16 protein-coding genes are annotated in these 21,261 nt (G+C 39.0%); 14 read left to right on the forward strand and 2 right to left on the reverse strand.

The genetic code is table 11. The features are described from left to right. Positions 1–32 precede the first annotated feature (32 nt). A complete protein-coding gene (locus AC6H0V_RS16880; protein ID WP_497561374.1) occupies positions 33–2,207 on the reverse strand; it encodes a penicillin acylase family protein in 2,175 nt (724 codons plus the stop codon). A gap of 376 nt (positions 2,208–2,583) precedes the next feature. Here AC6H0V_RS16880 and AC6H0V_RS16885 point away from each other — a divergent pair, with 376 nt between their 5' ends. Beyond that, positions 2,584–3,447 (forward strand): DUF3667 domain-containing protein, encoded by an 864-nt coding sequence (locus AC6H0V_RS16885; RefSeq protein ID WP_497561375.1) that lies wholly within the window; start codon positions 2,584–2,586, stop codon positions 3,445–3,447. A gap of 64 nt (positions 3,448–3,511) precedes the next feature. Here the strand turns inward: AC6H0V_RS16885 and AC6H0V_RS16890 are convergent, their stop codons facing one another. After that, complete coding sequence (locus AC6H0V_RS16890) at positions 3,512–4,642, reverse strand: BamA/TamA family outer membrane protein (RefSeq protein WP_497561376.1); 1,131 nt, start codon at positions 4,640–4,642, stop codon at positions 3,512–3,514. 164 nt (positions 4,643–4,806) lie between these two features. Here AC6H0V_RS16890 and AC6H0V_RS16895 point away from each other — a divergent pair, with 164 nt between their 5' ends. The 13 genes from AC6H0V_RS16895 to AC6H0V_RS16955 all read left to right on the forward strand — a co-directional run bounded on the left by AC6H0V_RS16895 (position 4,807) and on the right by AC6H0V_RS16955 (position 21,253). Next, a complete protein-coding gene (locus tag AC6H0V_RS16895; RefSeq protein WP_497561377.1) occupies positions 4,807–5,787 on the forward strand; it encodes a deoxyhypusine synthase family protein in 981 nt (326 codons plus the stop codon). A 384-nt stretch (positions 5,788–6,171) separates the two neighbouring features. Continuing rightward, complete coding sequence (locus AC6H0V_RS16900) at positions 6,172–7,461, forward strand: c-type cytochrome (protein WP_497561378.1); 1,290 nt, start codon at positions 6,172–6,174, stop codon at positions 7,459–7,461. A gap of 47 nt (positions 7,462–7,508) precedes the next feature. Continuing rightward, complete coding sequence (locus tag AC6H0V_RS16905; RefSeq protein ID WP_497561379.1) at positions 7,509–10,562, forward strand: TAT-variant-translocated molybdopterin oxidoreductase; 3,054 nt, start codon at positions 7,509–7,511, stop codon at positions 10,560–10,562. Between the two features lie 22 nt (positions 10,563–10,584). Then, positions 10,585–12,057, forward strand: a complete 1,473-nt coding sequence (gene nrfD / locus AC6H0V_RS16910; RefSeq protein ID WP_497561380.1) for an NrfD/PsrC family molybdoenzyme membrane anchor subunit — start codon at positions 10,585–10,587, stop codon at positions 12,055–12,057. 2 nt (positions 12,058–12,059) lie between these two features. Further along, entirely contained in the window at positions 12,060–12,596 is a 537-nt protein-coding gene (locus AC6H0V_RS16915) for a DUF3341 domain-containing protein (protein WP_497561381.1), read from the forward strand. Beyond that, positions 12,589–13,188 (forward strand): c-type cytochrome, encoded by a 600-nt coding sequence (locus AC6H0V_RS16920; RefSeq protein ID WP_497561382.1) that lies wholly within the window; start codon positions 12,589–12,591, stop codon positions 13,186–13,188. Before AC6H0V_RS16915 ends, AC6H0V_RS16920 begins: the two co-directional genes overlap by 8 nt. Before the next feature lie 15 nt (positions 13,189–13,203). Then, positions 13,204–14,481, forward strand: coding sequence for a quinol:cytochrome C oxidoreductase (locus tag AC6H0V_RS16925; protein ID WP_497561383.1), 1,278 nt, complete (start codon positions 13,204–13,206; stop codon positions 14,479–14,481). Between the two features lie 87 nt (positions 14,482–14,568). Continuing rightward, a complete protein-coding gene (locus AC6H0V_RS16930; protein ID WP_497561384.1) occupies positions 14,569–15,762 on the forward strand; it encodes a cytochrome c oxidase subunit II in 1,194 nt (397 codons plus the stop codon). An 18-nt stretch (positions 15,763–15,780) separates the two neighbouring features. Beyond that, positions 15,781–17,679: a cytochrome c oxidase subunit I gene (locus AC6H0V_RS16935; RefSeq protein ID WP_497561385.1), complete on the forward strand. Its 1,899-nt coding sequence runs from the start codon at positions 15,781–15,783 to the stop codon at positions 17,677–17,679. A 147-nt stretch (positions 17,680–17,826) separates the two neighbouring features. Then, on the forward strand, positions 17,827–18,888 hold the full coding sequence (locus AC6H0V_RS16940) for a COX15/CtaA family protein (RefSeq protein ID WP_497561386.1): 1,062 nt from the start codon (positions 17,827–17,829) through the stop codon (positions 18,886–18,888). Between the two features lie 87 nt (positions 18,889–18,975). Then, positions 18,976–19,899 (forward strand): heme o synthase, encoded by a 924-nt coding sequence (cyoE, locus tag AC6H0V_RS16945; protein WP_497561387.1) that lies wholly within the window; start codon positions 18,976–18,978, stop codon positions 19,897–19,899. Positions 19,900–19,920: 21 nt separating this feature from the next. Next, positions 19,921–20,487: a cytochrome c oxidase subunit 3 gene (locus AC6H0V_RS16950; RefSeq protein WP_497561388.1), complete on the forward strand. Its 567-nt coding sequence runs from the start codon at positions 19,921–19,923 to the stop codon at positions 20,485–20,487. Positions 20,488–20,518: 31 nt separating this feature from the next. After that, positions 20,519–21,253 carry a cytochrome c oxidase subunit 3 gene (locus tag AC6H0V_RS16955; protein ID WP_497561389.1) on the forward strand — a complete coding sequence of 245 codons (735 nt, stop codon included), beginning with the start codon at positions 20,519–20,521 and terminating at the stop codon, positions 21,251–21,253. Positions 21,254–21,261 lie beyond the last annotated feature (8 nt).

Consider the following 21,261-nt stretch of genomic DNA (forward strand, 5'->3'; position numbering starts at 1 on the left):
CCCGATAGCCATTGGGATATAATCCGCCTCAACTATTGCCCTGGCTGATAGCTTCTTTCCACGTGTTTAAGCACATCTTCTTTGTAAAAAAGTACATCTTTAAACTGTCCTCTGCTGTACATTAAGGCCTGATCGCTAAAATGTTTAGAGTTCTTATCGCCGCTATTCCCTCCCGCAAGGATAGATTTCGCTTTAATTTTGGGCCCAAATTCGACAGCACAAACGAAACTATTTCCGCTAAAACCATAACGTTTATTGGTTGCAAATAGGTTGCTGCGATAAGACGGAAGTTGGCCCCATAATGCCGATCCAAATCCCACCGGAATGCTTGGAAGCTTATCGTCGTATTTCTCATTTATTTCTCCAGTTAAACGCTGTAAACGATTAACCTCTCCCCAGGCAATATCCCATCTGCCAAACCGTTTGGTTAGATCAGCAATTGTTGCTTTAAAAGGTTCCAACAGATCCGTTGGTCTAGCGCCAGCTACAAAATCTTTGGTATTTTCTACTTGGTCTTTTTCTCGCGGGTTGATGTAAACTTTCTGGATGACCGGATTTAAACGGATTCCCCATTCCATTGCCAAGGTGCTTGCCACCGAATTTTCTCCTGATCGGTAGTCCCACGCTTTAAGCACCTCAATCGGACTTTTTAACTCCACAACAAGTGGATCACTTTGTGGTAATTGTTCATAAGCCCTTACCAATGCCGGAACCAAGACTTCGAAGCCTGGCATATACCTATCGTAGCCAGTGGCGATAACTTTATCCAAGGTGTACTTTATAGGTCTGCTTAAAAGCCTAACAGCAGCAACTCCCCTAAAATTTTCTCCATCTGGTGCCATGTAGCCAGGATAGTTTGCTTTTATCGGACTGTTCTTACCCGCAACACTAAAAGGTGTAGAATTACAGTTCTGCAGCCAACCATTGCTGGGATTATACAAATGGACGCTTTCCTTGACTGAATGTAGACCTTTCCATGCGGTGGCTGATGTACTTCCATCAACTACTGCCGACCAATCAAATTTCGGATCTCTAACTGGAATAAAATTGCCATGCCAATAGGCGATATTGCCCTTCGCATCTGCATAAACCGTATTGTTTGATGCATTTGCTTTTAAATCCATTGCCTTTTGATAATCTTCAAAGCTTTTTGATTTGGTGCGTACCCAGCTCTGGATCAAACTTTGGGTGTTTCTGTTTTTGGATTTTAAACTGATCCATTTCCCATCCCTTATCGCCATTACCGGACCGTTATTGGTAAAGTAAGTGGTAAACGTTTTGGTTTTTGATTCCTTTCCATCCCGATAGCTGATACTGATCTTTCTCTGCCCAACAGGATATTTCTTCTGATCGTATTCATAAAACAGTCCCTTATCGGTTTTGGCGATTTTCTCCGCATACATATCGGCTATATCCACATTGTTTGAGGTGTGCATCCAACCACAAAACTCATTAAAGCCTTGGTAAATAAAAAATTGACCCCAGGTTACGGCTCCATAGGCATTTAATCCTTCATCGCTCTGCATCTGTATTTCTGGCCTAAAGTAAAAGGTTGTATGTGGATTGATGTACAAAATTGCATTACCGGATTCCGTTATCGATGGTGCAAAAGCAAATCCATTGGATCCACTTTGCTGATCTTTAATAACAGGTATGTAGGCAGTGGGAGAATAATCGCCAGAGTAGAACTTCTTTAGTTCTGAAACAGTGAGATCTGCTGTATTAATGGCGCCAATACTGCCATCCGTCCACAAAAGGGTATACCAAGGTTTAAACCGGGTTAATAATAATGGTTTAACATGTGGGTTTTTAATGAGGTAAAAATTGATGCCCGCCGCATAGGCATCCAACAATTTTTTGAGCCAAGGTGGTGCTTTTTGGTAATCGGCAATTGCGTCTGCAGAATCGATGAGCAATTTTATCTGCAAATCATCAAACACAGCCCGTTCTCCATTAATTTCGGCCAATCTTCCTAACTTTTCGATGTAGTTTAGTTCAATGCGTTTAAAATCATCTTCACATTGTGCATATAGTAAACCAAAAACTGCATCGGCATCGGTTTTACCATATACATGCGCAATTCCCCAGGTATCCCTAATTATGGTTACTTTTTTAGCCTGTGCATTAAAAGAGGCAATTTCTGGAGCAGTAAATTTTTGTGCGAAAACAGAAAGAGGCAGTAATAAAAGCAAAAGCAGTTTTTTCATAATGTTGGTTTTTAAAGCACAGCTGATAGTAGTGACTGCGAGCCTAAAATGGGAATTATTTTTGATTTACAAATCCATTTCTTCCCTTTTAAATTCTAAAAGCTTTAAACTAACTAAAAATGTAAATACGGTAAAATCTCCTTGGTAATCACTTTGCATTTCAACACATAAATTTAATCGCCACCGAATCAAAACTATTACCAGAGGCTCATATATTTAATCTGTGGCTGAAAAAATTAAGGTGTGCACAAGATTTGCATTATTCCAGGCATTTTAAATTAAAAACTTGTAACAATACTTTTAAGAATTTCTACAATCTAACACCCAATTTGCTTTGCTCTAAATAAATAACGAAATTAGAACTAAATCTAATTTCATGCCTCACAACAGACAAAATCAATACCCAATAAAAGATCAAATTAAATGCATTTCCTGCGGATCAATAATCACAGAAAATTATTGTAGTTTTTGTGGTGAAAAAAGATTAGAACCTCATGATTTAACACTTAGGCACTATATCGAAGAATCATTTGAGGGCGTTACCCATTTTGATAATAAATTTTTTAAATCGGTAAAGATTTTAATTGCTAAACCAGGACTTTTATCGGAAGATTTCTGTAATGGAAAAAGAGTGCCTTACATGCGCCCTTTTGCTTTATTTTTTGTGTGCAATATAATTTACTTTTTATTGATCGGTCAAAACAACCTTTTCTCTACACCGTTAAGTAGCTTTTACAATTTTTATCCCTTTACGGAATTTCACTCAAAAGAGATTATAGATCGTCTTGCTCCCACAAATGATGAATTTAAGATTGTTTCGGCGAGATTTAATGACAGAATGGCTATTGAGTCTAAGGCCTTTTTAGTAGTGTTCATTCCGCTGCTTACACTTGTGGGTGTGTTGGTGCAAAAGAGAAGACACCTTTCAGAACATTTGGTGTTTACCACGCACTTATTTGCTTTCATGCTTCTATTTTATACCTTTTTGGGTTTTTTTATCACCAATCCCTATTACTATTTTTTGGTAAAAGGAACCTACGATAGTACGTATGATATAACTAGTTCGCTCATTGCTTTAGGCATTTTTGGAATTTATTATGTTTTCGCTTCGCAGAGGTTTTATAAAGCGTCAATGCTTCAATCGATAATCGGTGCAATCGTGTTTATTGTTTTATATACTGCACTGGTGTATGCATACAGATTATCGCTTTTCTTTAAGATTATCCATGCCATATCTTAAATCCTCACCTGTGAAATCTATTTAATCCCTGCCTGCCGGCAAGGCAGGGAAGTAATCAACTTTTTTAGAACGCTTCCGCTAAACTAATATACATTCCGCTTTGGCGCTTCTCATTTGGCCTTTTCTCGCCAATACCGTAATCAAGCCTTACACTCAATCCTTTTGCAGTATCAAAGAAATATCGACCTCCAATTCCGTAATTGGGTTTAAGGTCATTTAAAGAGAGATTGCCGTTGGCATACACCTTGCCTGCTCCAGCGAAAGCAACAACACCCAACCTGTTCATAAAACGATACCTCAGTTCGGCCTGGGTTGCAAGCAGGTTCTCATCGCGGTAGCGTCCGGTATAATATCCCCGCATGATCTCATCATTACCCAGTTGTGGCAAGAGATAAAACGGAGTATCATCGCTACTTATGGTATACGAAATTCCTTGTAGGCCTAAAACCAGTTTTGGTGCTAAGGATATAAAACCACGAAGATTTAACTTAATCAAGCTTCCCGTAAAATTGCTTCCTTTATATACATCAGGAGCATATTGGTATGTTAAACGACCAAAAAAGCCTTTAGTGGGATAGTTGTTGGAATTTCTCGTGTCGTAGCTTTGAGATAGGCCTATATACATTACGCTACCACCCTCCCGATCATTTAAATTTGGCGACGTGCCGTAAATCCCGCCAGGTACCTTGTCTGTAAATTTATAATTTTCAAACCCTAGAGAAATGCCAGTATAGTAAGATTTATACAATTCTTTTTCGGCATCTAAAGCAATTTTAATTTGCTGTTGCACTAATCTATCCTCATCAATTTGTTGGGTATTGTTGCCAATGCCGTAAAAGTTAAATGGGTTTTCTTTAAACCTTATTTCACCAATGAAATGATAGTTATTTCCTTTGGTCCAAGCATCTCCTTTTAATGCAATATTATAGGTTTTTTTTGTTGAGTAAGATGCAGTTCCAGAAAAGTTGGAGCTGCGGTTAGTAGTGTCTTTTCTATCGATATAAAACGAATAAAGCGCTCCCAAGCCAAATTCGAAACCGGTTTCCTGCGCATAGCCCAATACAGGGATAGGCATAAAGCTTGCCTTTCTAGTAGTGTCTTTTTCGTTTGAAAACAGTTTTTGGATGAGTTTTTTTTGTGCCCAAAGGGGATGAGCCATTAGCAACAAAAACAAGATGGCGATCAGTTTTTTCATTGGGGCAAATCTAGGAAATTAGTTTGGAGTTTGGAGTTGGGCGTTGAATTGAGCCTCAGCCCTGAGCCATCGCTCTGCGCTTATAGAACGAGACTTGCGAAGTCTTAAGACTTCGCAAGTCTAAAAAAAACTCTTACTTTTGCGCCACAACAAAAAATATAAAGATGAGTACTACAAGAGGACCGATATCGAAATTTATGGAGACCAATTACCTCCACTTTAATGCGGCAGCAATGATGGATGCGGCAAAAGGCTATGAGACCCATTTGGATGAAGGCGGAAAAATGATGATCACACTGGCAGGCGCAATGAGTACTGCCGAATTGGGAATTTCGTTGGCAGAAATGATCAGACAGGATAAAGTAGCCATCATTTCGTGTACAGGAGCTAATCTAGAAGAAGATATCATGAATTTGGTAGCCCACTCACATTATAAAAGGGTACCAAATTACCGCGATTTAAGTCCACAAGACGAATGGGATCTTCTAGAAAACCACTATAACCGTGTTACCGATACCTGTATCCCGGAAGAGGAAGCTTTCCGTCGTTTGCAAAAACACATCCACAAAATCTGGAAAGATGCTGATACCGCTGGCGAACGTTATTTTCCGCACGAATTCATGTATAAAATGCTGTTGAGTGGAGATCTTGAACAATATTATGAAATTGATCCCAAAAATTCTTGGATGTTGGCAGCAGCCGAAAAGAACCTTCCAATTGTAGTTCCAGGATGGGAAGATTCTACGATGGGAAATATATTTGCTTCTTACGTAATGAAGAACGAGCTAAAGGCAACCACAATGAAAAGTGGAATTGAGTATATGGGGTGGCTTGCCGATTGGTATATCGCCAATTCTGCAGGTAAAGGAATCGGATTCTTCCAAATCGGTGGGGGCATTGCTGGCGATTTTCCAATTTGTGTAGTGCCTATGCTCTATCAAGATATGGAAATGGAGAATATCCCATTCTGGAGCTATTTCTGTCAGATCTCTGATTCGACCACATCCTATGGATCTTACTCTGGCGCAGTACCCAACGAAAAGATTACCTGGGGCAAGCTTGATATCCACACCCCTAAATTTATTGTAGAATCAGACGCAACCATAGTAGCGCCTTTGATTTTTGCCTGGATTTTGAAGCAATAAGAGTGCTCATCCGCTGAGCCAATTCAACTAAAAAGAACAGCCGCAGATGCACAGATTTATTGCTAATAATCTGTGCATCTGTGGCTTTTAAGTAGTTTAAATTAGCGAAGCTTAAGCAACAAATAAAATTCGTGGAACTTCCAAATTTTTTTTATCGCATTGGTGCTTTTAAGAATCTGATAGATTTAAAAATTGTTGTTTTTTGGAGCGCTAAAGCAAGAAATCTAATAATTTAGAATGATTATAAATTGTATTTCAGTGTCATTAATATGTCATTGGTAACTTAATAAATTTTACTTTTGTTCAAATCTTTTGGAGGCGACTACCATCAAATCATCACCTAGGTTTAATTTTAATTTCAAAAAACAGCATAAAATACTCATTATGAGGAATATCTCATTAATTTTTAAGAGAGTTTGGAGGTCGGCATTCATTTTCGCATCCCTATCTTTCTTAATTGTAACTGTAACGCAGGCACAAGATTTAGCGGAGGGTAAGACATTATTTAAAGGAAAGTGTGCTTCATGCCACGCTCTTGACCATAATTCTACTGGGCCAGCTTTAACGCCAAAGATGAACGAACTTGATGAAGCATTTTTAATCAAATGGATTCAGAATAACGTTGCATTAAGAGCTTCAGGAAATGCACAGGCAATTGAGGCTGCTAAATTCTCTCCATCAGAGATGACAGCATTTCCTACATTAACCGAACCGCAGATCAAAAGCATCATCGCTTATGCGAAAGTAGGAGAGCCAAAAATAGCCGATCCAAATCCAGGGGCGGCTGCTAAAGACGAAGGTGTTTCAAGTCTTTCGTTAATTGGTGTAATCGCCATCATTATTGTAGCTATCGGTGTGTTAGTCCTTTTAGGTAAAGCGGTAAAAGCATTAGAGCGTTTAATTTTAGAGAAACAAGGTATAGTAGTAGAGGATAATGAGGTTTCTTTAACAACTGGTATTCGTAGGTTATTTAAAAACAAAAAATTTGTTGGTTTCTTCGTGTTGTGCTTAATTCTTGTATTGGGTTCATTTGGATGGATGGGCATGTGGGAAACAGGGGTTCATACCGGATATCAACCTACACAACCTATCAAGTTTTCACACGAGTTGCACGCTGGTATCAACCAGATCGATTGTCAGTACTGCCATATTGGAGCATTCAAATCAAAAAACTCAACTATCCCATCGCTTAACGTTTGTATGAACTGTCATAAAAGTGTACAGGCCAGAACCGAAGATGGACAGGTTTCTCCAGAAATTCAGAAAATATACAATGCCTTAGGTTACGATGTCGAAACCGGTACCTACGATAAAACAAAAGAGAAACCAATTGAATGGGTTCGTGTACACAATTTGCCTGATTTTGCTTATTTCAACCACTCACAGCACGTAGTTGTTGGCGAGGCGGCCATTAGAAAAGAAAAAGGTATCGATCCAAAAGATCCAGTGTGTTTTGCGTGTCATGGTCCGGTTAATACAATGGAAGAAATCTACCAATATTCTCCACTAACCATGAAATGGTGTATCAATTGCCACAAGGATGCGGATATCTCGGGCAAGAAAAACGACGCCTTCTATGCCAAGATCATTGCAGCACACGAGAAGATCAAAAAAGGTGAAAAAATTACCCCAGCAATGCTAGGTGGTTTAGAGTGTGGTAAATGCCATTATTAATTAACAGAGTTTAGTAAGAACGTTCGATAAACAGTAATATAGCTTAAATGGAAAGCAATAAAAAATACTGGAAAGGCTTAGAGGAGTATAAAAACACTCCCGATTTTGTTGCAAACAACAAAAACGAATTTGCAGAGCCACTTCCAATAGAAGATGTTTTAAGTGAAGCAGGATTAAGTACAGTTACGCCACGCCGCGACTTTTTAAAAGCCTTAGGTTTTGGATTAGGAGCTGTTACGCTAGCAGCTTGCCAAACTGCACCCGTGCACAAATCAATTCCTTACCTCATCAGACCGGAAGAAGTTGTGCCAGGAATCCCTAACTTCTATGTCTCTACCTTTAAAGGAAACCCTATCTTGGTTAAAACTGTGGTAGGACGCCCGATTAAAATTGAAGTTAACCCAAATGGAGGTATTTTTAGTACAGGAACCGATGCACAGGCCCAAGCCTCTGTATTAGACTTATATGATGTATCTAAATTAAAAGACCCATATGTACAAAAGAAAGCTGCTTCTTGGAGTTCGCTGGATACTTTTGTTAAAGGAGAATTAAATAAAGCACAAGCTTCAGGTAAAAAGATCCGTATCGTCTCTTCTAGCTTAAACAGCCCATCGGCTAAAGCAGTAGTTGCTGATTTTGCAGTTAAGTATCCTACAACCAAACATGTACAATACGATGCCGTTTCTTATACAGGAATGATCAAAGCCAATGAAAATAGCTTTGGTAAAGCCGTATTGCCAAAATACAATTTCGATAAAGCAGATCTAATTGTAAGTTTTGCAGCTGATTTCTTGGGAACTTGGATCAGCGGCGAAGAATTTACAGCACAATACGTTTCTAATAGAAACCATAAATCATTAGAAAAAGGAAAAATGTCTCGCCATTTTCAGTTTGAAACTGGAATGAGCTTAACAGGTACCAATGCCGATACCCGCATTCCGATTAAACTTTCTGAAGAGGGGCCAGCATTAATCACCTTATATAATGCAATTACGGGCAATAATTTAGCTGGTGGTAACTTAGGTAATAACGTTACTGCTGATAAAGCCCTAAAATTGATAGCAAAAGAATTGCTTCTCAATAAAGGAAAATCGTTGGTAGTTTCTGGTTCGAATGATGTATCTACCCAGATTTTGGTGAATGCCATTAACGCCGCTATCGGAAGTTACGGTACAACAATTGATTTGGATAACCCTTGTAAACGCTACGAAGGTAATGATGCTGAATTCGCAGAGCTGATTAACGAAATGAACAGGGGCGAAGTGGCCGCGGTATTTTTCTTAAACAGCAATCCCGCTTACGATGCGACCAATGCCAAGGCATTTACGGATGCACTGCAAAAAGTAGCGTTAAAGGTTTCTTTTGCAGATAGAGTTGACGAAACTTCAGACCTGTGTGATGTAATTGCTATTACACCTAACTATTTAGAGGCATGGGGCGATGCAAATACACACGAAGGAATGTACTCAATTGTACAACCTACCATCAATCCTGTATTTAATTCTCGTCAAGCAGAGCAGAGTTTATTGATCTGGTCTGATAACGCCGTACAGGATTACTATCAATATGTACGCAACAATTGGGAGAAAAACATATTACCAGCAATAGGTAAAACCTGGGCTGATTTATTACAAGTAGGTGTATTTGGTACAACCCCTAAAACGGCAGGAACCTACGGTTTCAGCATGTCATTGGATGCGGTTGCGTCTTCAATCAATGCAAGTAGCACAGCACTTAAAAAATCAGGGAAGAACGAAGTAGAGCTGCACATCTATGAAAGCATTCCGATGCGTGATGGTAAAAGTGCAAACAACGCTTTCTTACAAGAATTGCCTGATCCTGTTTCAAAAGTAACTTGGGATAATTATATCGCCCTTGCGCCAAAACAAGCCGAGGCTTGGGGCTATAAAGAATTTGATGTAGTAAGTGTAAAGGCAAATGGCGCCGAAATTAATCTTCCGGTATTGATCCAACCGGGTCAGGCCATGGGAACCGCTTCAGTAGCCTTAGGTTACGGACGTACTAAAGTAGGTAAGGCCGGAAATAATGTAGGTAAAAATGCATTCCCTTTTGTAAGCTTTAACAATGGTACCCTTAAATATGGTACTACCGCTACACTGGCATCAACTGGCGACAGGGATGAACTAGCGCAAACACAAACCCATTATTCTTTCGAAGGTAGAAATATTATTCGTGAGGCAACTTTAAAGGATTACCTTAAAGATCCCGCTGCGGGTTCAGGCAACCACCATAAACATAAAGTTTATGATTTGTGGACTACCGATAAATATGAAAAATTAGGTAACGATTGGGTAATGGCAATCGATCTAAATGCTTGTACCGGTTGTGGTGCTTGTATTGTTGCCTGTAACGTAGAAAATAATATCCCTGTTGTAGGTAAAGACGAAGTACGTAGACGCAGAGAAATGCACTGGTTACGTATTGATCGTTACTACAGCTTTAATGATGAGAAAACCGGGCATGATGTAACTGAAGAAAAAGAGATTGCGCACATGTCTAATCTGGATAACGTTTCGGTTGTACATCAACCCATGTTATGCCAGCATTGTGATCACGCACCATGCGAAACGGTTTGCCCGGTTTTGGCAACGGTACACTCATCAGATGGATTAAACCACATGGCTTACAACCGTTGTGTAGGTACACGTTATTGTGCCAACAACTGTCCTTATAAAGTTCGTCGTTTCAACTGGTTCAATTACTGGAATGATTCACGTTTCGATAACTATTTGCAGAATGAATTTACCCAGTTGGTATTAAATCCAGATGTAACGTCTCGTTCGAGAGGGGTAATGGAAAAATGCTCGATGTGTATCCAACGTATCCAAGCCGGTAAACTAAATGCTAAAATGGAGAAACGTGCACTAAAAGATGGAGATATTAAAATGGCATGCCAACAGGCTTGTTCTGCAAATGCCATCATCTTTGGTGATAAAAATGATCCGAATTCAGAAGTGGCCAAAGCATTGAAGAGCGAACGCGTCTACTATGTTTTAGAAGAGATCAACGTACAACCAGGTATTGGTTATATGACAAAAATTAGAAATATAGATTCAGAAACTAAAGAAGTACACGCTTAAGCTCGTACTAGAAATATAAATTATGTCAGGACATAACGAATCAATTTTAAGAGAACCATTAATTACCGGGAAAAACATCACGTATGCACAAATTACGGATGATATTTTACTACCGGTAGAAAACAAGCCTAACAAGGCCTGGTGGATAGGATTTATTATTGCACTTTGTGGCGCTACACTTTGGGTAGTTGCCGTGAGCTATACCTTTTGGTACGGTATCGGATCATGGGGGTTAAATAAAACAGTAGGATGGGCTTGGGATATCACAGGTTTCGTATGGTGGGTAGGTATCGGTCACGCAGGAACACTAATTTCTGCCGTACTCCTGCTCTTCCGCCAAAATTGGCGTAACTCCATTAACCGTTCTGCAGAGGCGATGACCATTTTTGCCGTTATCTGCGCAGCCACATATGTCGTATCCCACATGGGCCGTCCATGGTTAGCGTATTGGGTGTTACCCTTGCCAAACCAATTTGGATCACTTTGGGTAAATTTTAACTCCCCATTGGTATGGGATATGTTTGCCATCTCTACTTATTTCTCTGTATCCTTATTATTCTGGTATACCGGTTTATTGCCTGATATTGCTACCATTAGAGATCGCGCTGCAGGAATGCGGAAAAAAATATATACCGTACTCTCTTTCGGATGGACAGGAAATGTTAAAACTTGGCAACGTTTTGAGGCCGTATCATTAATCTTAGCAGGTATTTCTACACCACTGGTACTTTCGGTACACACGATTGTATCAATGGACTTTGCAACTTCGGTTATTCCTGGATGGCACACCACCATTTTCCCACCTTATTTTGTTGCTGGAGCGATTTTCTCTGGATTTGCAATGGTATTAACCTTATTATTGGTTGCCCGTAAGGTTTTAGGTCTAGAAAACTACATCACCATGTTTCACATCGAGTCGATGAACAAGATTATCATCTTAACCGGTTCGATCGTAGGTGTGGCTTATTTAACCGAATTTTTCATCGCTTGGTATTCTGGTTCAGAATATGAGCAGTATGCATTTATTAACCGTTCTACAGGTCCGTATTGGTGGGCATATTGGATGATGATGACCTGCAACGTAATCTCTCCGCAATTGCTGTGGTTTAAAAAGATCCGTACCAGTGTTGCAGCCACATGGATTTTATCGATCGTTGTAAATATCGGTATGTGGTTTGAGCGTTTCGTAATTATCGTTACCTCTTTGCACCGCGATTATTTACCATCAAGTTGGGCTATGTTCTATCCAACATGGGTAGACGTAAGTGTATTTGTAGGCTCAATTGGTGTGTTCTTTACCTTGTTCTTATTGTTTTTAAGAGTATTGCCTTCTATCGCAATAGCAGAGGTGAAATTATTATTGAAGAGCGCAAGTGAGCAAGCCAAGAAAGAACTAATAGACGAAGGTCATTTAGATAACGAACAAGTTGAAGACTATATCGAGTCTTTGGATAAGTTTGATAGTGTTAACCAAGCAGATTACGCAAAAAAATAACAATGAGTAATATCAAATATATTTTGGGCAGTTTTGGCGATCCTGATGAAATGATGCATGGCATTGATAAATTACAGGAAAATAACATCAAAATACATGATGTGTATACGCCAATGCCTATTCACGGCATCGAAGCAAAATTAGGAGTTAAAAGATCTAGATTAGATATTGCCGCATTCTTTTTCGGTATTACCGGAACGTTGACAATGCTAACAGGAGTTTATTTGGCTACTGTAGTAGATTGGCCAATTAATATTGGTGGTAAAACCCACTTCGCATTGCCAGATTTTATTCCAATAACTTTTGAGTTAACCATTCTATTTTGTGCTTTTGGCCTTGTAGGATCGTATTACGCATCAACCCACTTATTTCCGGGAAGAGCACCAAGAGTGATGGACCTGCGTGCTACCAACGATCGCTTTATTATCGCAATTGATGCCAAAGAAAATGTAGAGCACACAAAAATCGATGAACTATTAAAAGGTGCAGGAGCCTTGGAAGTTAAGTATAATGAAAGGAAGTATGTTAGCTATGAATAAGAAAAATATAGTTTTCGCCGCGGTTATTATGCTTGCTACAGTGGCGATACTTTCGGCTTGTAACGATAAGAAAAGTACAGGTCTGGAGTATGCAAGAAATATGTATGATCCGATTGGTTATAATCAGGATCAACCAACGGATACCAGTAAGATCCCAAGTTTTAACGGACAAACGTCACAAACTCCGCCAGCAAATACAGTGCCTATAGGTTTTGTGAGATACGAATTTCCCAATACCAAAGAAGGGTATGAAGCTTCGGCAGCCCTTGTTAATCCATTGGCATTAAACGAGCCAAACCTATTACAGGGACAACACTTTTATAATGTGTTCTGTTCACCTTGTCATGGAGTAAAGGGCGATGGTCAAGGTCATATTGTAAAATTAGATAAGGGTATTTCTGGAGTGCCTTCTTATCATGCGCCAGATGCAGTTTCATCACGTGGTGGAGCAATGTCAACTATGCCAGCTGGTAAAATCTATCATACTATTGTTTATGGCCTTAATGCAATGGGATCTTATGCTTCACAACTAACACCAACAGAAAGATGGAAAGTAGTGATGTATGTTCAACAATTACAAAAAATAAAATAAGAAAAGCAGATTTAAATGGGAACTCATCATTATAATTTAAGTGAACAATTTGAGTTTACAGGAAAAGTAAAAATCCTGAGCATACTCGGTATCCTTATCGGTGCTGGAGCAATTGCTTATGGCTTTGTTAGTGGCTCTGCTGAGCGTACTTTTGCTAACCTGTTACTTATGGCATACTATTTCGCATGTTTGTGTATGTCTGGGGCTTTCTTTTTAGCCGTTCAATATGTTGCACAGGCAGGATGGTCTGCATCAATACTTCGCGTACCTCAAGCTATGGCGAAAACTTTGCCATTGGCAGCTATCATTTTAATCGCTGTGGTTGCAGCTGGTTTATTTATACAACATGAAGTTACTGAGGAAGGGGTAAAGCTTACCGTACCTTATCTATATAAACATTGGGCAACACCCGGTTTGGCTGATTCAAGTAGCGAACATTTTGATAAGCTCATTGCCGGGAAATCGGCATTCTTAAATATCCCATTCTTTTTGGGAAGACAAGTAGTGTTTTTAGGAGCCTATAGCATCTTTGCTTATTTTATTACCAAATGGTCGTATAACGAAGATTTAGCTGGAGGGTTAGCCTCATACCGTAAAAGTTTTAAATACGCTTGTATTTTCTTGGTGATCTACGGTTTTACTACACCAATATTTGCCTTTGATACCATCATGTCATTAGAAGCCCATTGGTTCTCAACCATGTTCGGTTGGTACAACTTCGCTGCTATGTGGGTTAGTAGCTTAGCAACCATTGCTTTGATCCTTATTTTATTGAAAAAAGCAGGATACATGAGTTGGGTTAACAACAGCCATTTACATAACCTTGGTCAATTTATTTTTGGTTTCTCTATTTTCTGGACCTATGTGTGGTTTGCTCAATTCTTATTGATCTATTATGCAAATATGTCCGAAGAAACTGTTTATTTCTATAAACGCTTTAACAACTACGAAGCTTGGTTTTATATTAACTTGATCATGAACTTCTTGTCGCCATTGTTATTGTTAATGGATCGTGATAATAAGAGAAGTAAAAATGTGCTTATGGTAGTATGTATCATTGTACTTTGTGGTCACTGGGTTGATTATTACCAGATGATTATGCCTGGTGTGTTTGAATTCGGCCCGAAAGAGATTGATGGTCACCCAGGAAGTGGATTTGGACTTATAGAAATAGGAACCGCACTAGGATTTGTTGGCTTGTTTACATTTACCGTTTTAACTGCCTTAAGCAAAAAACCTTTAATTGCTAAGAACCATCCGTTTTTACAAGAAAGTTTAAATCACCATTTGTAAGGTTTAGCATTATATAAATTAATATAAAAGTACAGCGTACTTACTTTTAAGAAAATGAGTTTAAAAAAGATCATAATTAATAAAACAATGGCAGCTTTAGCAGTAATCTTTACTGTATTTGCAAGCACGAGTGCCTTTGCTCAAGAAGCTGCTGCTCCAGCTAAACCTGTAGATATGGGACCGATTTATCAATCGGCACTATTTTACGTATTACTATTTTTATTGCTTTGCCTTTTCATTGCAATAATTGGTAAGGCCATTAAGGTATACGAGCTAACACGAGCAACCCAAGGCAAATCAGAAGGGATTAATTGGGATACGGTTAATGGCGTATTATTCGCTTTATTCTTGGTTGTAGGGCTATATGGGGTTCATTGGGAATATACAGTGCACGGAAAAATGCTTTTGCCAGAAGCAGCCTCAATACACGGAAAGAAGATTGATGATATGTTTAACATCACATTGATCATAACCACCATTGTATTTGTAATTACCCACATCGCGCTTTTTATGTTCGCTTATCTTTACAAGAGCGATAACAAAAGGAAGGCATACTACTATCCACATAATAACCTGATCGAGAAGATATGGACATTTGTACCCGCTGTTGTTTTAACCGTATTAGTGTTGATGGGATTTTTAACATGGAGATCAATCTTCTACAAGATCGCAGATCCGAACAATAAACCTATAAGCATCGAAATTACTTCATCTCAGTTTCAATGGGATATCCGTTATCCAGGTGCGGATGGTGTGGTTGGAGTTAAAAACTATAAAAAAATCACTTCAATTAACAATTTAGGGATAGACTTTAATGATAAAAACAGCTTAGATGACCAAACTGCTGATGAATTGGTATTACCAGTGGGTAGGCCAGTACGCTTGGCGCTAACCAGTAAAGATGTATTGCATAGTTTTTATATGCCCCATTTCAGGGTACAATTGAATACAGTACCGGGCATGACTTCTTATTTCGAGTTTACCCCAACCATTACCACAGAGCAAATGAAGGCTAAAACCAATGATCCTTCATTTAAATACTTAATACTTTGCGCCAAAATATGTGGAGATAGCCACTATAAAATGCAAAAACCTGTTAGAGTAGTAACACAGGCAGAATACGATGCTTGGATTGTTAAACAGGCCCCTTACTTAACCAACGATTTGAGAAAGACGTTTAATTTACCTGTACTCGAAGAGCCTAAAACAGCTCCAGCAGCGGCTGATACTACCGCTAAAGATACAGCAGCCAAAACAAATCAAATAGCTTTAAAAAAATAATACTGGAGAGCCCTTATTATGTCAACTATATCACTACAAGATACACACCACCACGATAATCATGATGATCACGGTCACGGACATCACCATGAAACGTTCTTAACTAAATATGTCTTTAGCCAGGATCACAAAATGATTGCTAAACAGTTTTTAATAACTGGTATCATCATGGCTGTTGTGGCAATGGGATTGTCTATTTTGTTCAGACTTCAATTGGCTTGGCCAGAGAAAAGTTTCCCAATCTTAGAAACATTTCTAGGTAAATGGGCAGAAGGTGGAAGAATTAGACCAGATTTTTATTTGGCACTCGTAACCATTCACGGTACGGTAATGGTATTTTTCGTGCTAACCGCAGGATTAAGCGGTACATTTAGTAACCTCTTAATTCCTTTACAGGTTGGTGCGCGGGATATGGCCTCACCGTTTTTAAACATGCTATCTTACTGGTTCTTCTTTTCGGCTTGTGTGTTAATGATGAGCTCATTCTTTATACAAACCGGGCCTGCAAGTGCAGGATGGACCATTTATCCCCCACTATCTGCAATCCCAAAAGCAATTCCAGGATCTGGATTAGGGATGACCATGTGGTTGATCAGTATGGTTCTTTTTGTGGCATCGTCTCTAATGGGCGGTATCAACTACGTTACTACGGTATTAAATATGCGTACCAAAGGAATGGATCTTTGGAAAATGCCATTAACAATTTGGGCATTCTTCTTAACCGCAATATTAGGTATCCTCTCGTTCCCGGTGTTGGTTGCAGGAGTTGTACTTTTAATCTTCGACCGTAGTTTCGGTACAAGTTTTTACTTGTCAGACATTGTAATGGGAACGCAGATCTTACCTAACGAGGGCGGTTCGCCCATACTATGGCAACATTTATTCTGGTTCTTGGGTCACCCCGAAGTATATATTGTAATTATGCCTGCTTTAGGTATTTCATCAGAGATTATCTCGGTAAACTCTAGAAAACCAATCTTTGGTTACCATGCCATGATCTATTCATTGATCGGTATCACCACGCTATCCTTTATTGTTTGGGGTCACCACATGTTTGTTACCGGGATGAACCCGTGGCTTGGTGGGGTATTTATGATTACAACATTGATTATTGCGGTACCATCGGCAGTAAAAACATTTAACTATTTAGCCACATTGTGGAGAGGAAATATTCGATTTACTCCAGCCATGCTGTTCGCTATCGGTTTGGTTTCATTCTTTATCTCAGGTGGTTTAACTGGAATATTCTTAGGTAATGCCGCATTGGATATCAACTTACACGATACCTATTTTGTAGTTGCCCACTTCCACTTGGTAATGGGTTCTGCAGCTATTTTTGGTATGCTAGCTGGTGTTTACCACTGGTTTCCTAAAATGTTCGGTAGAATGATGAACCCTAAACTTGGGTACCTACATTTTTGGTTAACCTTTATTTGCGCTTATCTGGTATTTTTCCCACTCCACTTCTTAGGTTTGGATGGTGTACCTCGTCGTTACTACGCATTTACGGAATTTGAATTTATGAACAAATGGTTAACGGTTAACGTATTTGTAACTTGGGCTGCAATTGTTGCCGCCTTAGCTCAGGTAGCATTCCTGTTTAATTTCTTCTACTCGATATTTAGAGGTAAAAAATCACCGCAAAATCCTTGGGGCGCAAATACATTAGAATGGACAGCTCCAGTAGAACATCTACATGGAAACTGGCCTGGAGAAATTCCAACAGTATACCGTTGGCCATATGATTATAGTAAGCCAGGTGCCGAAGAAGATTTTATTCCACAGACTATTCCTTTCTCACAAACCATGAGTTCTAATTTGCCACATGATTTTGAGGGAAATACAGAAGCAGAACAAATTCAGAAAGACTGGGACAAAATTAATAAGCCAGACCAAGAAGCAGACTTAGACCACTAAATAAGGTAAATGTAATAGGGAAAATGCCTGCCTGCCGGACAGGCAGGAAAAATGGGATAGTTTGTAATGGCAATGGACTAATGAACCTCCCGATAGCTATCGGGAGACCAGTGAACCGATCACCATTTTTCATTTAATCTAATATCAATGATTGCTAAATCTGAAAATAGATTTATAAGATTAAACTTCATTACCATTGTTGTAACCCTTATGGTCATTTTGGCTGGAGGGATTGTTCGCAGCACGGGATCGGGTATGGGATGTCCTGATTGGCCTAAATGCTTCGACCAATATATACCCCCAACTTCAGCTAGTCAATTGCCTGCAGATTATAAAGAAAAATATGTGGCTGGGCGAATTAAAAAGAACGAGAAATTTGCAAAATACTTAGAAAGTATGGGCAAAAAGGAGCTTGCAGATAGCATTAGAAATGATAAAACTATCGCTGTTCCAGAAGAATTTAATCCAGCTAAAACCTGGACAGAATATATAAATAGAATTACTGGTGTGGTTTTGGGTGTTTGCCTATTGCTTTTGGGAATTTTCTCCTTTACCTATCGTAAAACAGCAAAGCGGATTGTTGTTCTATCTGTTTTAAATATACTGATTGTTGGCTATCAGGGATGGTTGGGATCTATTGTGGTCTCTACAAATCTAACGCAGTGGGTAGTTACGGTACACATGCTACTTGCTTTGGTTATTTTAGGTATCGCCATCTACACCTATAATTATGCAAAACAACTGCATAAAAAACGAAGTGTAATTATGTACCGGATTTTATGGTTGAAGGGATTTTTAGCCTTTACTATTCTGATTACCATTCTGCAGATTGTCTTAGGTACCGAAGTTAGAGAAAGCATTGATGCCCTCGCCAGGTCGCTTCAGTTTTCAGGTCGCAACACCTGGATCAGTAAAGTTGGAGGCATATTTTCCTACCATAGAGATTTAGCCATCCTAGTAGCAATTTGCAATTTTGTAGTGTATAAGATGGTGATTGATCGTTTTAGCGGAAAAGCTTGGCCTTTATTAACGGCAAACTATATGATGATAACTTTGGGTGTGCAGTTGGCAACGGGATTGTTATTGTCGTACATGTCTCTACCTCCGTATGCACAGGTCATACATCTTTTATTTGCAACAATCTTATTTAGTTTACAATATTATCTATTCCTATTAGTGTACCGAACAGCAACCTATAAACCTACATAAACTGTTAACTCCCGATAGCTATCGGGATTGCAGTTAACAGTTTGCTCTCGATAGCTATTGGAATAACAATTAATCAACTAACATACATTGAAACATTTTTTATCAGATTTCTCCAAATTAATCAAATTCAGACTAACCTTTTTAGTGGTTTTCTCTGCGTCTGTTACTTTTTTGATTGGTTCTAAAATCCAGATCGATAGGGCAATCGTTGATGGCATTAATTGGAAGAATTGGCTGATCTTAATTGCAGGGGGATTTTTGGTTACTGGTGCAGCAAATTGCTTTAATGAAATTATAGAGAAAGACCTGGATAAACTGATGGATAGGACCAAAGATAGGCCTATGCCGGCTGGCAGGATGACTACAGGACAGGGATTGGTGCTAGGACTTATTATGGGGATGGCAGGTACTTGGTTACTTGGGCAACTAAGTATCACCACTGGTTTATTGTCTGTATTTTCCATATTATTATACGCTTTTGCTTACACTCCATTAAAAAGAGTTTCTCCTATTGCAGTTATTGTAGGAGCTATACCGGGTGCCTTGCCTCCGCTTATAGGTTACATTGCGGCGATAGGCAGCGTAAAACCGGTGCCAGACATGCCTCAAATTGGCTATGTCATCGAGGATTATCAATTAGCTGGAATTTTATTTTTAATTCAATTCGTTTGGCAAATCCCCCATTTTTGGGCAATTGCATGGGTTTTAGATGATGATTATAAAAAAGCTGGTTTTAGGTTATTACCAACTAAAAAGCGGGATAAAACTACTGCTGTACTTACTTTTATAAGTACACTGGTTTTAATTCCAGTAAGTTTGCTGCCAACTTTTTTTGGCTTCGGCGGTTATTATATTGCAGGTGTTTCTATTATCGCAGGATTGACGTTTAGTTATTTTGCCTACCAGTTAATGGTTAAAATGGATTTGCCTAGTGCCAGAAAAGTGATGTTTTGTTCGTTCTTTTACATCCCTTTGGTACAATTAATTTTATTGTTTGATTTAATAGTTTAAGGATTTAAAATGGTGCATACAATGCAACAACAAGAGATAAAATTTGATGCCAGACCCAAAAAATTTGTAGTTTGGCTGTTCGTGGTGTCATCAACCATTATGTTTGGGGGCTGGACGAGCTACTATATCGTTTTCGCAGCTTCAAAAGGAAAAGGCCATGGTTTGGCACTCCCTGATGCTTTTAACTACAGTACCGCAGTTTTGGTGGTTAGCAGCATTACACTCTTCTTAGCTTCAAAAGCCCTAAGAAACAAAAATATAAAAAGCCAACAATTGTTTTTATGGCTAACACTGGCCCTAGGAATAACCTTTGGCTATCTTCAATTTCAGGCCTGGACCAGTTTATATCACTCTGGGGCATTTCTTATTAACAATAATGCGGCTATTTCGATGATATATATTGTTTCAGGCTTTCACCTGTTGCATATCTTCGCAGGGGTCTGCTTCCTATTAAATAGCTTGGTAGGGTCTTATAAACAGATTTCTCCAGAAAAAGCAGCCTACCGCCAAGAGATTACTGCTATTTTTTGGCATTTTATAGATATATTATGGATATATCTGTATGTTTTTTTACTTTTGAACAGTTAGATTTTTTAACAAACTATTATACGACTACTAAATGGATTCAATATCGAAAATAGACCAAGTTAAAACCACTCCATGGGCTGGTGGCCATTCTCCGTGGAATGTAGAATATGGTAAAATAATGATGTGGTTTTTCTTGCTATCAGATGCTTTTACATTCTCCTCATTGTTGATTTATTATGGAGCACAACGCTTTACCAAATTTACTTGGCCTGCACCAGATAAAGTGTTTCAATCAATCCCTGGAATAACAGACGAAGGGGCTCCCTTAGTTTTCGTAGGGATAATGACTTTTATTTTGATCATGAGTTCGGTAACGATGGTTCTTGCTGTTGAAGCAGGACATAGAAGAGCAAAAAAAGAAGTAATCTGGTGGATGATAGGAACTATTATTGGTGGTCTTATGTTCCTTGGTTGTCAGGCCATTGAATGGACACACTTACATCATGAAGGATTTTGGTGGGGTACTAATCCTGCAACCGGAAAAATTGAGGCAGGTGCAATCACCCAGGCCTTACAGCCATTCTTTCATGGAGATATATCGGTAGTTTCTGCTCAACAATTTGCCAATCTGTTTTTCACTATTACTGGCTTCCACGGTTTCCACGTATTTAGTGGTGTCGTTATTAATATCATCATTCTATGTATGACCATTAATGGAACGTTTGAAAGACGTGGCCACTATTTAATGGTAGAAAAAGTGGGCTTATATTGGCACTTTGTAGATTTAGTGTGGGTGTTTGTATTTACCTTCTTCTACCTCGTTTAATTTCATTT

This window comes from Pedobacter sp. NO84, from assembly GCF_059703915.1.